Raw genomic sequence first — 12,231 nt, 5'->3', positions numbered from 1 at the left:
CCACCACCGCCTTCGCCCTCTCCCGCCTCGCCGACCCCGACACCCTCCACCACACCCCCATCGGCATCTTCCGCAGCACCCGCCGCCCGGTCTACGACACCCAGATGGCCGACCAGCTCGAAGCGGCCGTCGAGCAGTACGGCAAGGGCGACCTCACCAGCCTCCTCTCGGGCAACGACACCTGGACTGTCGTCGGTTGAGCGCGAGAGGTCCGTCAGGGCGCTCCCCCGAGCCGCCCGGCTCCATCCACCCCCGTTATGTAGCTAAGGTTCCGCCGATGGCATCGCCCACTCCGTCATCACCCGGCCCGTCCCGGCCCGCGTCACGCGGCCGGGCCGCTCTGGCCGTACTCCTTCTTGCGTCCACCCTCACCGTCATGGCGGGCACGATCCTCACCCCCGTCGTGGGAGTCATCCGCGGCGAGCTCGGCGTCAGCGGTACGAGCGCCGGTCTGATCCTCACCGCCCACGGCCTGTCCCTGGCCATCGCCAGCCCGCTCGTCGGCTGGACGATCGACCGCTGGGGGCTGAAGACGCCCCTGGTGGCCGGGCTCCTGCTCTACGGCGTCGCGGGCGGCGCCGGCCTGGTCACCACCTCGTACACGGCGCTGATCATCAGCCGGTTCGCGTTCGGCGTGGGCGCGGCCGCGGTCTTCGCCGGCACGACGGTGGCGCTGCTGGCGCTCTACGAGGGGCCCGAGCGGGACCGCGTGGCGGGGTGGCGCTCGGTCGCCATCAGCGTCGGCGGGATCATCTGGCCGCTGCTGGGCGGCGCGCTCGGCGGGATCTCCTGGCACGGCCCCTTCGCGATCTACCTGCTGGGCATCCCGGTCGGCCTCGCGATGATGTTCACGCTGCCCAAGAGCCTGAGCGCCAAGCGGCCCGGCGGCGGTGGCGGAACGTTCACTCTGCTGCGTTCCCGGCCCCGGCTGCTGGGTCTCTACGCCCTGTCGCTGACCAGCTCGTTCCTGCTGTACGTGCTGGCCGTCTTCCTTCCCCAGCGGCTTTCCCAGCTCGGCGTCGAGACGCCGTTCCTGGTCGCGCTGTACACGACGAGCACCTCGGTCGCCGGCACCCTGGTCGGCCTGGCCTACGCCAAGATCAAGACGAACTTGGGCTACGTGCGGCTGCTGCGGCTCTCGGCCGTGCTGTGGGTGGTGGCCTTCCTGGTCGCCGGGACCGCGTCCAACGCGGTGCTGATCATCCTGGCACCGGCCCTGTTCGGTCTCGGCATGGGCATGTCCGTGCCCGCGCTCGCCGTGATGATCGGCGAGACGGCGCCGCCCGCGATGCGCGGTCAGGCCACGTCCCTGTCGGGGACGGCCAACTTCACCGGCCAGTTCGCCGCGCCCCTGGTGATCGGCCCGGTGATCGGCGCGACGTCGATCGCCACCGGCTTCCGGGTCGCCGGCGGCATCGCCCTCCTGTCGTTCCTGCTGCTGTTCTTCCTGAAGGCCCCCGCTCCCGCCGCGGCCGCGTCCCCCGCTCCCAAGGAGCCGGCGGACGAGGAGGGCACGGCCGCTCGCTGACCGGCGCCCCGCGCCCGGCGCCCGGCACCCCGCCGCGAGCGCCCCTCCGGCCCGTCCGCACCCCCCTTTCCGCGGGCGGGCCGAAGTCTGGCCGAAATCGACCGATTGCCGCATCACGCCTGGTCACAGATTGATCAAAGGGTGAACTCCGCGCTCGCACAGCAATCTTTAGCCGGAAGCGGGCTTTTAGTTAGCGCTAAAGGTGGCATCCTCTTATCTGGGAAGGCGCCCACGGGCGCCGCGATGTCCGTTCCTGGGGGTAGCCATGACATGGCGTGACAAAGGCGATCAAGCACGGCTGGCCGATGCGGCCGGAGCCCGGCTGGCCCGCCATGCGACGGCATCCCTGGCGGGCGTCCTGGCCGAACGCGGCATGACGCGCAAGGACTTGGCGGACAGCATGGGCGTCTCGCCGGGCCGCGTGAGCCAAATCCTCTCGGGCGACGAGAACCTGACGATGCGTTCGCTCGCGGCCGTGGCCGATGCGCTCGACGTGAAACTGGAGATCTCCTTCACCGAGTCGCCCTCGGGCGGCTGCCAAGCCCCCTCGGCAGCACGGGCCTTGGCCAAGACCCACCGCTGACTCAGCGCGCCGCGACCTCGGCGGCGGCAGCGTAGAGCGGCTGCCGCCGCAGTGCGATGATCTTCTTGTCGTCGCTGCGCTTGCCGTGGGCGTGCGCCAGCTCCAGCAGATACGCACAGAAGTGCTCGGCCTCGCCGAACGCCCGCAGCATCCGCCCGGCCTCCTGGGGCGTCCGCTCGCGCTGCTCGTCCTTGCAGGCCTTCTCGATCTCGGTCTCGAGGGTGTCCGCGTGCTGCACCGCGGCCCGCACGTCCTCGTACCGCTCCCTGATCGAGGTCACCAGGCCGCTCTTCCCCTTGGGAGAGCGCCCGGGGACGTCCACTCGGGCCCTGAGGTGCCGCGCGACCCGGTCGGCGAAGACGTCGATCTCCCAGCAGTTGTCGAAACCGCCGGTCATCCGGGCGCACCAGTCGGCCCGGTCGGTCTGCAACCGCAGCATCAGACTGTTGATCAGCAGCGAATGTCCCAGTGTGACAATCGCCATCACCGGGTGCTCCGCCTGCTCGGTCCTCTTCTTGGGCACCAGCCCCGCCCCCGCCACGACGCCGACCGCCGCCGGCGGCACGCTGGAGGCGTGGGGTAACAGCAGACCGCTCGCCAGCGCCGCCATCGCGGACGTCCACAGCACCACGGCCAGCGCCGACGACACCGACCTCACCGTCCCCAGCAGCCGCCCCTGCCCGCGGAAGCGGTGGACCAGGCACACCCAGGTCACGGGCGCGCAGACGGCAGCGGGCAGCACCCACTCCGAAAGAACGGACGTCTGGACCCCAGCCACCCCGCGTCCCCCTCCGGATCACACAGCGCCCCGGTACGACTACGGAATGATGTTCCCACTCCAGCCACTACGGCGTGCCACGTTCCGGCCAAGCTCTTCCGTTTCCGGAGACACAAAAAGAGACAGGCCCCCCGAAGTGACCGTAGTCACTCCAGGAGGCCTGTCCTCACTGTGCGCGAGGGGGGAGTTGAACCCCCACGCCCTTTCGGGCACTGGAACCTGAATCCAGCGCGTCTGCCTATTCCGCCACCCGCGCATGGGTGTCGTCCTCGGGCTTCCGAAGCTTTCCCGGGGGGCTTGCCCTTCCGGTTCTGCGCCGTGCGCCTTCCGACATCGAGAACATTAGCACGCCCTGGCGGGTGCCTTCACACTCGTTCTCCCGGGCCCGGGCCTGCGGGGGGCGTGCCGGTCCGCCGGGACCGGTGGGGACCCCGCCGGTTGCGGGACACTGGCTCCCGGCCGCCTCTACGATCCCTATGAAGGGGTAGGAAGGGGTCGCGCCGACGGGCCGGGGCGACACTCGTCACTCCTGGCCCCGAAGGGGAACCGGCCGTTTCCCCAACGCGTGGATACGATCAGTAAGCAGTATCAGGAACGACACCGAGCATCAGGAACGTCACTGAGGGAAGGAGGTGCCCCGTGGGAGTACTGAAGCGCTTCGAGCAGCGTCTCGAGGGTCTCGTGAACGGCACCTTCGCCAAGGTGTTCAAGTCCGAGGTGCAGCCGGTCGAGATCGCCGGCGCTCTCCAGCGCGAGTGCGACAACAACGCCACCATCTGGAACCGTGACCGCACCGTCGTCCCGAACGACTTCATCGTGGAGCTGAGCACCCCGGACTTCGAGCGGCTCAGCCCGTACTCGGGCCAGCTCGGCGACGAGCTCTCCGGCATGGTCCGCGACTACGCCAAGCAGCAGCGGTACACCTTCATGGGGACCATCAAGGTCCACCTGGAGAAGGCGGACGACCTCGACACCGGCCTGTACCGGGTGCGCAGCCGCACCCTCGCCGCCAGCGAGTCGCAGGAGCACCAAGGCCAGCAGAGCGCACGCCCCGGTCCGGCGCGCCCGGGCGGCCCCGTCACGTCCGGCGCGGGCTATCCGGCACCGCCGTCCGGCCTGCCGCCCATGCCCGCGTCGCCGCCGCCCTCCGCGCCCCCCGGGCGGCCCGCGCCGCGCGCGGGCGGCCAGAGCCCCCCGGCGGGCGTTCCCGGAGCCCAGACCCGCCGCTGGATCGAGATCAACGGCACCCGCCACCAGATCTCCCGGCCCACCCTCGTGCTGGGCCGCAGCACCGAGGCGGACGTCCGGATCGACGACCCCGGCGTCTCGCGCCGGCACTGCGAAATCCGGGTCGGCACCCCCGCGACCATTCAGGACCTGGGGTCGACCAACGGCATCGTGGTGGACGGACAGCACACCACTCGCGCTACGCTCCGCGACGGCTCACGGATCGTCGTGGGCAGCACCACCATCGTTTATCGGCAAGCCGAAGGGTGAAGCGGGGGCAATGTCAGAGCTGACCCTCACGGTCATGCGGTTGGGTTTCCTCGCCGTACTGTGGCTGTTCGTGATCGTGGCCGTTCAGGTCATCCGCAGTGATCTCTTCGGCACCCGGGTCACCCAGCGTGGCTCCCGCCGGGGCGGTCCCGAGCGGCAGCCGCAGCGCGGCCAGGCCCAGACCGCGCCCCCGCAGCAGCGCCAGCAGCAGCAGACGGGCGGGCGCCGGGCCGACCGGCGCGCGGACCGGGGCCGCCGCGGCGCCCCCACCAAGCTCGTGGTCTCCGAGGGCTCCCTCACCGGCACCACGGTCGCCCTGCAGGGCCAGACCATCTCGCTGGGACGCGCCCACGACTCCACGATCGTGCTGGACGACGACTACGCCTCCAGCCGGCATGCCAGGATCTACCCCGACCGCGACGGCCAGTGGATCGTCGAGGACCTGGGTTCGACCAACGGCACGTATCTCGACCGCACGCGGCTGACCACCCCGACCCCGATCCCGCTCGGCGCGCCGATCCGCATCGGCAAGACCGTCATCGAGCTGCGGAAGTAGTAGGACCATGACGACCGGAGGGTGGGCAGCGTGGCTGGGAAGGGGCTGTACCCGGAGCCGACGGGCGAGGTGCGCATGAGTCTGTCACTGCGTTTCGCCGCCGGATCGCACAAGGGCATGATCCGGGAGGGCAACGAGGACTCCGGTTACGCCGGCCCGCGCCTGCTCGCCATCGCCGACGGCATGGGCGGCCAGGCCGCGGGCGAGGTCGCCAGCTCCGAGGTGATCTCCACCCTCGTCCAGCTCGACGACGACGTCCCCGGCTCGGACATCCTCACCTCCCTCGGCACCGCCGTGCAGCGCGCCAACGACCAGCTGCGCGTGATGGTCGAGGAGGACCCCCAGCTGGAGGGCATGGGCACGACCCTGACCGCCCTGCTGTGGACCGGCCAGCGGCTCGGCCTCGTACACGTCGGCGACTCCCGCGCGTACCTGCTGCGCGACGGCGTCCTCACCCAGATCACCCAGGACCACACCTGGGTGCAGCGGCTGGTGGACGAGGGCCGGATCACCGAGGAGGAGGCCACCACCCACCCGCAGCGCTCCCTGCTGATGCGCGCGCTGGGCAGTGGCGACCACGTCGAGCCCGACCTCTCCATCCGCGAGGTCCGCGCGGGCGACCGCTACCTGATCTGCTCCGACGGCCTCTCCGGCGTGGTCAGCCACCAGACGATGGAGGAGACCCTCGCCAGCTACCAGGGCCCCCACGAGACGGTCCAGGAGCTGATCCAGCTCGCCCTGCGCGGCGGCGGCCCCGACAACATCACCTGCATCGTCGCCGACGTCCTCGACGTCGACGGCGGCGACACCCTCGCCCAGCAGTTCAACGACACGCCGGTGATCGTCGGCGCGGTCGCCGAGAACCAGCTGCAGCTGGGCGTCGACGGCGCCATGCAGACCCCGGCCGGGCGGGCCGCCGAGCACGCCCGCGCCAACCGGCCCGTGCCCGCCCAGCAGCCCGGCGGCGCCTTCGGCCCGCCCGGCAGCGGCGACGGCATGGCCGCCCCGGACGGCTCGTTCGGCGCCTTCATGGACGAGGACTTCGTCAAGGAGCCCGCGCGCGGCCGGTGGCTCAAGCGCTCGCTGATCCTCGCCGTCGTCCTCGGCGTCGTCGCGGGAGGCCTCTACGGCGGCTACAGCTGGACCCAGACGCAGTACTACGTGGGCGCCAAGGACAACAACCACGTGGCGGTCTACCAGGGCATCAACCAGGACCTGGCGTGGGTCAGCCTGAGCAAGCTCTACCAGGACCACCCCGAGATCGAACTCAAGTACTTGCCCGTCGACCAGCGCAGCCGCGTCGAGGACACCATCGCCCTCGACAGCCGCGCGAAGGCGGAGCAGAAGGCCAAGGACCTCGCCCTGCTCGCCGGCGCGTGCAAGAAGGAGGACGAGCGGCGCAAGGCCGAGCAACAGCAGCAGCGGGACAAGGAGAAGCAGAGCGGCGACCGGGCCGGCGGCGCCGTGGGCGACCTTCCCAAGGACCCCAAGGACCCCAAGGACCCCAAAACCGACGCCAAGCCGGGGGCCACGGGCCTCTCCGCCCAGGCCAGCCCGGTGCCGAGCCCGGTCCCCACCCTCACCGAGGAAGAGCAGAAGTTGGTCCCGCAGTGCAGCGCTCAGCAGTGAAGCCGTAGGGGGCCATCAACTCATGTCAGCCATGCCATCCATGCCATCCAGCGCGGGCAGCAACACGACCGCGACGACCACGATCAGCACCGTGGGCCCGCCCAGCCGGCGCAACACCGAGCTCGCGCTGCTCGCGTTCGCCGTCATCCTGCCGTGCTTCGCCTACGCCAACGTCGGCCTCGCGCTCAACGGCGAAATGCCCTCCGGCATGCTCGGCTACGGGCTCGGCCTCGGCCTGCTCGGCGGCGTCGGCCACCTGGTCGTGCGCAAGTTCGCCAAGTACGCCGACCCGCTGCTGCTGCCGCTGGCCACCCTGCTCAACGGGCTCGGCCTCGTCATGATCTGGCGGCTCGACCAGTCGGAGCGGCTGGCGCGCCTGGCCAAGGCGCAGGGCTTCACCTTCCAGGCGTCCGCCCCGAACCAGCTGATGTTCTCCGCCCTGGGCATCGCGCTGTTCGTGGCCGTCATGATCTTCCTGAAGGATCACCGCATCCTCCAGCGCTACACCTACATCTCGATGGTCGTCGCGCTGGTCCTGCTCATCGCCCCGATCTTCTTCCCCGGCAAGTTCGGCGCCAAGATCTGGATCACCATCCCCGGACTCGGCTCCATCCAGCCCGGTGAGTTCGCGAAGATCATCCTGGCGATCTTCTTCGCCGGCTACCTGATGGTGAAGCGCGACGCCCTGGCCCTGGCCAGCCGCCGCTTCATGGGGCTGTACCTGCCGCGCGGCCGCGACCTCGGTCCGATCCTCGCCGTCTGGGCGCTCAGCCTCGTCGTCCTCGTCTTCGAGACCGACCTGGGCTCTTCGCTGCTGTTCTTCGGCATGTTCGTCGTCATGCTGTACGTCGCCACCGAGCGCACCAGCTGGATCGTCTTCGGTCTGCTGATGTCGGCGGGCGGCGCGGCCGTCGTCGGCTCCGTCGAGCCGCACGTCAAGGTCCGTGTGATGGCCTGGCTGCACCCCTTCGCGGTCTACGACAACCCGCGCCCGTCCTGGGCCACCACCGAGCAGATCGCCCAGGCCATGTTCGCCTTCGGCTCCGGCGGCGTCTTCGGCACCGGCTGGGGCCAGGGCGCCTCCGACCTGATCCAGTTCGCCGCCAACTCCGACTTCATCTTCGCCTCCTACGGCGAGGAGCTCGGGCTGGCCGGCGCCATGGCGATCCTGCTGATCTACGGGCTGATCGTCGAGCGCGGCATCCGCACGGCGCTCGCCGCCCGCGACCCCTTCGGCAAGCTGCTCGCCACCGGCCTCTCCGCCGCCTTCGGCATCCAGGTCTTCGTCGTGGCCGGCGGTGTCATGGGCCTCATCCCGCTGACCGGTATGACCATGCCGTTCCTCGCGGCGGGCGGCTCGTCCGTGATCGCCAACTGGGCTCTGGTGGCCATCCTGATCAAGATCAGTGACACCGCCCGGCGTCCGGCCCCGGCCCCCGCCCCGTCCACCGACGCCGAGATGACCCAGGTGGTCCGCCCGTGAACAAGCCCGTACGCAGGATCGCGATCTTCTGCGGCCTCCTCGTTCTGGCCCTGCTGCTGCGCGACAACTGGCTGCAGTTCGTCCAGGCGGACGAGCTCAAGACGCACAAGAACAACCGCCGCGTCGACATCGCCCGCTACAGCCAGCCCCGCGGCAACATCATCGTCGACGGCCAGGCCATCACCGGCTCCGTGGAGACCGGCGGCGTGGACTTCAAGTACAAGCGGACGTACAACGACGGCGCCATGTGGGCGCCGGTCACCGGCCGCTCCTCCCAGGTCTACGGCGCCACCCAGCTGGAGAAGCTCTACGACAGCGTCCTCATCGGCGACGACGACCGCCTCTTCTTCAACCGCACCGTCGACATGATCACGGGCAAGGGGAAGAAGGGCGGTGACGTGATCACCACCCTGAACAGCAAGGCCCAGAAGGCCGCCTTCGAGGGCCTGGGCGACAAGAAGGGCGCCGTCGCGGCCATCGACCCGCGCACCGGCAAGATCCTCGCCCTGGCGTCCACGCCGTCCTACGACCCGTCGAAGATCGCGGGCGCCAACGACGGCAAGGAATGGACGTCGCTGGACAGTGACAAGAACAAGCCCATGCTCAACCGGGCGCTGCGCGAGACGTACCCGCCGGGTTCGACGTTCAAGGTCGTGACGGCCGCCGCGGCCCTGGAGAACGGGCTGTACAAGGACGTCGACTCCAAGACGGACTCGCCGCTGCCGTGGACGCTGCCGGACACGGTGACGCCGCTGAAGAACGAGGGCGACATCCCCTGCAAGGACGCCTCGCTCCGGGTGGCCCTCCAGTGGTCCTGCAACACCGTCTTCGGCAAGGTCAGCGCCGACCTGGGCAACAAGAAGATGATGGAGCAGGCCCAGAAGTTCGGCTACAACAACGACAAGCTCGACACGCCGGTCCGCGCCGCCCAGAGCATCTACCCCAAGGACAACCGTCCGCAGAACGCCATGGACGGCATCGGCCAGGCCTCCAACCGCGCCACGCCGCTGCAGATGGCCATGGTGGCCGCCGCGGTCGCCAACGACGGCAAGCTCATGGAGCCGTACATGGTCGACAAGGTGCGCGCCCCCAACCTGAACGTGATCGAGACGCACCAGCCGAAGGAGATGTCCCAGCCCATGTCGCGGGACACCGCCCGGAAGCTGCAGTCGATCATGGAGACGGTGGTCAACGAGGGCACCGGCAAGAACGGCCGGATCCCCGGCGTCACGGTCGGCGGCAAGACCGGAACCGCGCAGCACGGCGTGGCCAACAGCGAGAACCCCTACGCCTGGTTCATCTCCTACGCCAAGGGCGCCAACGGCTCCCCCGTCGCGGTCGCCGTCGTGATCGAGGGTTCGGACACGATGCGTGACGACATCGCCGGTGGCGCGCTCGCCGCGCCCATCGCGAAGAAGGTCATGGAGGCGGTGCTCAGCACCTCGAAGTGAGGCCGCTCACCTCCGCGTCCGGCGACGCGGGTGACGGTACCGGTCGTGTATCAGGTGACCGTCGCGGCCGGAAGGGGCGCGACGTGCCGGGTACCGTATGCCGGACAGCACACCGCCGGACGTAGTGAAGGTGCGGTCAGGAAAACGGAAGGGCTGGAGCTATGGAAGAGCCGCGTCGCCTCGGCGGCCGGTACGAGCTGGGCTCGGTGCTCGGCCGCGGTGGCATGGCCGAGGTCTACCTCGCCCACGACACCCGGCTCGGCCGCACCGTCGCCGTGAAGACGCTGCGGGTGGATCTCGCCCGCGACCCGTCCTTCCAGGCCCGGTTCCGCCGTGAGGCCCAGTCGGCCGCCTCGCTCAACCACCCGTCGATCGTCGCCGTCTACGACACCGGCGAGGACTACGTCGACGGCGTCTCGATCCCGTACATCGTCATGGAGTACGTGGACGGGTCGACGCTGCGCGAGCTGCTGCACTCCGGGCGCAAGCTGCTGCCCGAGCGGTCGCTGGAGATGACCATCGGCGTCCTGCAGGCGCTGGAGTACTCCCACCGGGCCGGCATCGTCCACCGCGACATCAAACCGGCCAACGTCATGCTGACCCGCACCGGCCAGGTCAAGGTCATGGACTTCGGCATCGCCCGCGCCATGGGCGACTCCGGCATGACCATGACGCAGACCGCGGCCGTCATCGGCACCGCCCAGTACCTCTCCCCGGAGCAGGCCAAGGGCGAGCAGGTCGACGCGCGCTCGGACCTCTACTCGACCGGCTGCCTGCTCTACGAGCTGCTGGCTGTCCGGCCCCCGTTCATCGGCGACTCGCCGGTGGCCGTCGCCTACCAGCACGTACGGGAAGAGCCGAACCCGCCGAGCGTCCACGACCCCGAGATCACGCCCGAGATGGACGCCATCGTCCTCAAGGCGCTGGCCAAGGACCCGGACTACCGCTACCAGTCGGCCGACGAGATGCGCGCCGACATCGAGGCGGCCCTGGAGGGCCAGCCCGTTGCCGCCACGGCCACCATGGGCGCCGTCGGCTACGGCGCGGACGCCCCGACGACCATGCTCCGCCCCCAGGCCCCCCAGCAGGGCCCGGGCCAGACCTCCATGCTGCCGCCCGTCCGCGACGACGACGGCGGGTACGGCGGCTACGACGACGGCAACGGCCGGCGGCGCGCCGCGGGCGGCGGGGGCAAGAAGAGCAACCTCTCGACGATCCTGCTGATCATCGCGGGCGTGCTGGTGCTGGTCGGCGCGATCTTCATCGGCAAGTCGCTCTTCAGCGGCAGCAACAACGCCTCCAAGGTGTCCGTGCCCAACCTCGTCGGGCAGACGCTGAAGGACGCTCAGCAGCAGGGTGTCAACGGCGACTTCAAGGTCGTCGAGAACGGCACGGCGACCTGCGAGCAGCCCAAGGGCAAGATCTGCGAGCAGGACCCGACCGGCGGCGGCAAGATCGACCGCGGCGGCGAGGTCAAGGTCAAGGTGTCCGAGGGCGCGGCCAAGGTCGAGGTCCCGGACGTCACCGAGAAGCAGCTGGACAACGCCCGGCAGATCCTGGAGTCCAAGGGCTTCCAGGTCAGCACCAAGACCAAGGTGACCGAGGGCGCCACCGCCGGCACCGTCCTCTCGCAGAACCCCAAGGGCGACACCAAGGCCGAGAAGGGCTCCGAGGTCACCCTGACCGTCGCGGAGTCCAAGCCGACCAAGACGGTGCCGTCGGTGGTGGGCCAGAACGTCGAGGCGGCGAAGAAGCAGCTGAAGGACAACGGCTTCGAGGTCACCGTGACCGAGGAGGATGTCCCGGGACAGGCTCCCGGCACGGTCACCAAGCAGAGCCCCGACGGCAACACCCAGGCCGCCCAGGGCTCCACGGTGACCCTGACCGTGGCCAAGGGTGCCCAGAACGTCGCGGTCCCGGGCGTGCTGACCCACAAGCTCAAGGACGCCAAGAAGGAGCTCGAGGCCGCGGGCCTGAAGGTCGGCAACGTCTTCGGCCCGCAGGACGACAAGGCCGTCGTGCAGTCCACCAACCCGATGCCGGGCACTCAGGTCGCCAAGAACAGCCCGGTCGACCTGACCACCACGGCGGGCCTCCCGGGCGGCGACACCGGCACCCCCGGCACCCCGCCGGGCGGTGACCAGGGCACCACCGGCGACACCGGCTTCATCGGAGGCGGCTTCATCGGCGGCCGCCGCCACTGAGTCCGCCTCACGCACGGCCCCGTCCCCGGCTCGCCCGGGGGCGGGGCCGTTCACGTTCCTTCGACCGGGAGGCTGGCCCAGACCCGAGTGCCCTCGGCGGTGGACCCGGGCTTGCTGATGCCCCAGGTCCCCCGGCACTCGCGGACGACCGCGGCGAGCAGGAGCAGGGCGCGCTTGCGGCAGGCGGTGCAGTGGGCGGCCTGGCGGGCGTCGGAGTGGGCGTGGTGGGCGTCCCAGTTGACGATCCGCAGCGCGCCGTCGCACCACCGGAGGGAGTGGTAGATGTCCTGCCCCGGCGCGAACCGCGTCCCGCAGGCGACGAGCTCTCCCGCGACGGAGAGGACGGGCTCCTCGATCGCATCGAGCCCGTGGATGCGCAGGACGCTCCGAATGGTCGCCCGGACGACGGTCGCGGACCGGGGGTCGCCGGGGACGGTGAAGCTGTAGGCGAGGGCGGAGAGGTCGGAGGAGCGGGGGATGTAGGCGGGCCGGTGGGTCGAGCCGAGCGTGGAGGGGTTGGGT

General features: G+C 70.3%; 10 protein-coding genes, 1 tRNA gene and 1 pseudogene. 9 read left to right on the top strand and 3 right to left on the bottom strand.

Annotated elements, in window-relative coordinates:
- The 3 genes and pseudogenes from ACSNOG_RS28970 to ACSNOG_RS28960 all read left to right on the top strand — a co-directional run.
- A pseudogene (locus tag ACSNOG_RS28970) lies at window positions 1-200 on the top strand (2-oxoacid:ferredoxin oxidoreductase subunit beta); the annotation flags it as partial.
- Window positions 201-277: 77 nt separating this feature from the next.
- The gene (locus ACSNOG_RS28965) at window positions 278-1,528 is read left to right on the top strand and encodes an MFS transporter (RefSeq protein ID WP_436755668.1); all 1,251 of its coding nucleotides are present in this window, start codon (window positions 278-280) and stop codon (window positions 1,526-1,528) included.
- 265 nt (window positions 1,529-1,793) lie between these two features.
- Window positions 1,794-2,111 carry a helix-turn-helix domain-containing protein gene (locus ACSNOG_RS28960; RefSeq protein WP_436755667.1) on the top strand — a complete coding sequence of 106 codons (318 nt, stop codon included), beginning with the start codon at window positions 1,794-1,796 and terminating at the stop codon, window positions 2,109-2,111.
- A gap of 1 nt (window position 2,112) precedes the next feature.
- On the opposite strand, the gene ACSNOG_RS28955 is transcribed toward ACSNOG_RS28960, so the two are convergent.
- Window positions 2,113-2,889: a hypothetical protein gene (locus ACSNOG_RS28955; protein WP_436755666.1), complete on the bottom strand. Its 777-nt coding sequence runs from the start codon at window positions 2,887-2,889 to the stop codon at window positions 2,113-2,115.
- A gap of 172 nt (window positions 2,890-3,061) precedes the next feature.
- Window positions 3,062-3,145 (bottom strand) — tRNA-Leu (locus ACSNOG_RS28950).
- Window positions 3,146-3,528: 383 nt separating this feature from the next.
- Here ACSNOG_RS28950 and ACSNOG_RS28945 point away from each other — a divergent pair.
- The 6 genes from ACSNOG_RS28945 (at window position 3,529) to pknB (ending at window position 11,709) form a co-directional block, all read left to right on the top strand.
- On the top strand, window positions 3,529-4,386 hold the full coding sequence (locus tag ACSNOG_RS28945; RefSeq protein WP_436755665.1) for an FhaA domain-containing protein: 858 nt from the start codon (window positions 3,529-3,531) through the stop codon (window positions 4,384-4,386).
- Between the two features lie 10 nt (window positions 4,387-4,396).
- The gene (locus ACSNOG_RS28940; protein WP_436755664.1) at window positions 4,397-4,942 is read left to right on the top strand and encodes an FHA domain-containing protein FhaB/FipA; all 546 of its coding nucleotides are present in this window, start codon (window positions 4,397-4,399) and stop codon (window positions 4,940-4,942) included.
- Between the two features lie 75 nt (window positions 4,943-5,017).
- Window positions 5,018-6,571 (top strand): Stp1/IreP family PP2C-type Ser/Thr phosphatase, encoded by a 1,554-nt coding sequence (locus tag ACSNOG_RS28935; protein WP_436755663.1) that lies wholly within the window; start codon window positions 5,018-5,020, stop codon window positions 6,569-6,571.
- A 40-nt stretch (window positions 6,572-6,611) separates the two neighbouring features.
- Window positions 6,612-8,054, top strand: a complete 1,443-nt coding sequence (locus ACSNOG_RS28930; RefSeq protein WP_436755662.1) for an FtsW/RodA/SpoVE family cell cycle protein — start codon at window positions 6,612-6,614, stop codon at window positions 8,052-8,054.
- Window positions 8,051-9,505: a penicillin-binding transpeptidase domain-containing protein gene (locus ACSNOG_RS28925; RefSeq protein WP_436755661.1), complete on the top strand. Its 1,455-nt coding sequence runs from the start codon at window positions 8,051-8,053 to the stop codon at window positions 9,503-9,505. The genes ACSNOG_RS28930 and ACSNOG_RS28925 overlap by 4 nt, the downstream gene beginning before the upstream one ends.
- A 161-nt stretch (window positions 9,506-9,666) precedes the next feature.
- Window positions 9,667-11,709, top strand: coding sequence for a Stk1 family PASTA domain-containing Ser/Thr kinase (gene pknB, locus ACSNOG_RS28920; protein WP_436755660.1), 2,043 nt, complete (start codon window positions 9,667-9,669; stop codon window positions 11,707-11,709).
- Window positions 11,710-11,759: 50 nt separating this feature from the next.
- Here pknB and ACSNOG_RS28915 read toward each other — a convergent pair.
- Window positions 11,760-12,231 (bottom strand): hypothetical protein (locus ACSNOG_RS28915; protein WP_436755659.1); only part of this gene is annotated, 472 nt, incomplete at its 5' end.

The sequence above is a fragment of the Streptomyces sp. URMC 124 genome (assembly GCF_051386455.1).
Classification (GTDB): Bacteria; Actinomycetota; Actinomycetes; order Streptomycetales; family Streptomycetaceae; genus Streptomyces.
The sequence above is the reverse complement of the archived record's forward strand: the minus strand, read 5'-3'. Positions and strand labels throughout refer to the sequence as shown.

Coding starts and splice junctions, on each gene's coding strand:
- ACSNOG_RS28930 (WP_436755662.1), top strand. CDS start 6,612: ATGCCATCCAGCGCGGGCAGCAACACGACCGCGACGACCACGATCAGC.
- pknB (WP_436755660.1), top strand. CDS start 9,667: ATGGAAGAGCCGCGTCGCCTCGGCGGCCGGTACGAGCTGGGCTCGGTG.
- ACSNOG_RS28935 (WP_436755663.1), top strand. CDS start 5,018: ATGAGTCTGTCACTGCGTTTCGCCGCCGGATCGCACAAGGGCATGATC.
- ACSNOG_RS28960 (WP_436755667.1), top strand. CDS start 1,794: ATGACATGGCGTGACAAAGGCGATCAAGCACGGCTGGCCGATGCGGCC.
- ACSNOG_RS28965 (WP_436755668.1), top strand. CDS start 278: ATGGCATCGCCCACTCCGTCATCACCCGGCCCGTCCCGGCCCGCGTCA.
- ACSNOG_RS28940 (WP_436755664.1), top strand. CDS start 4,397: ATGTCAGAGCTGACCCTCACGGTCATGCGGTTGGGTTTCCTCGCCGTA.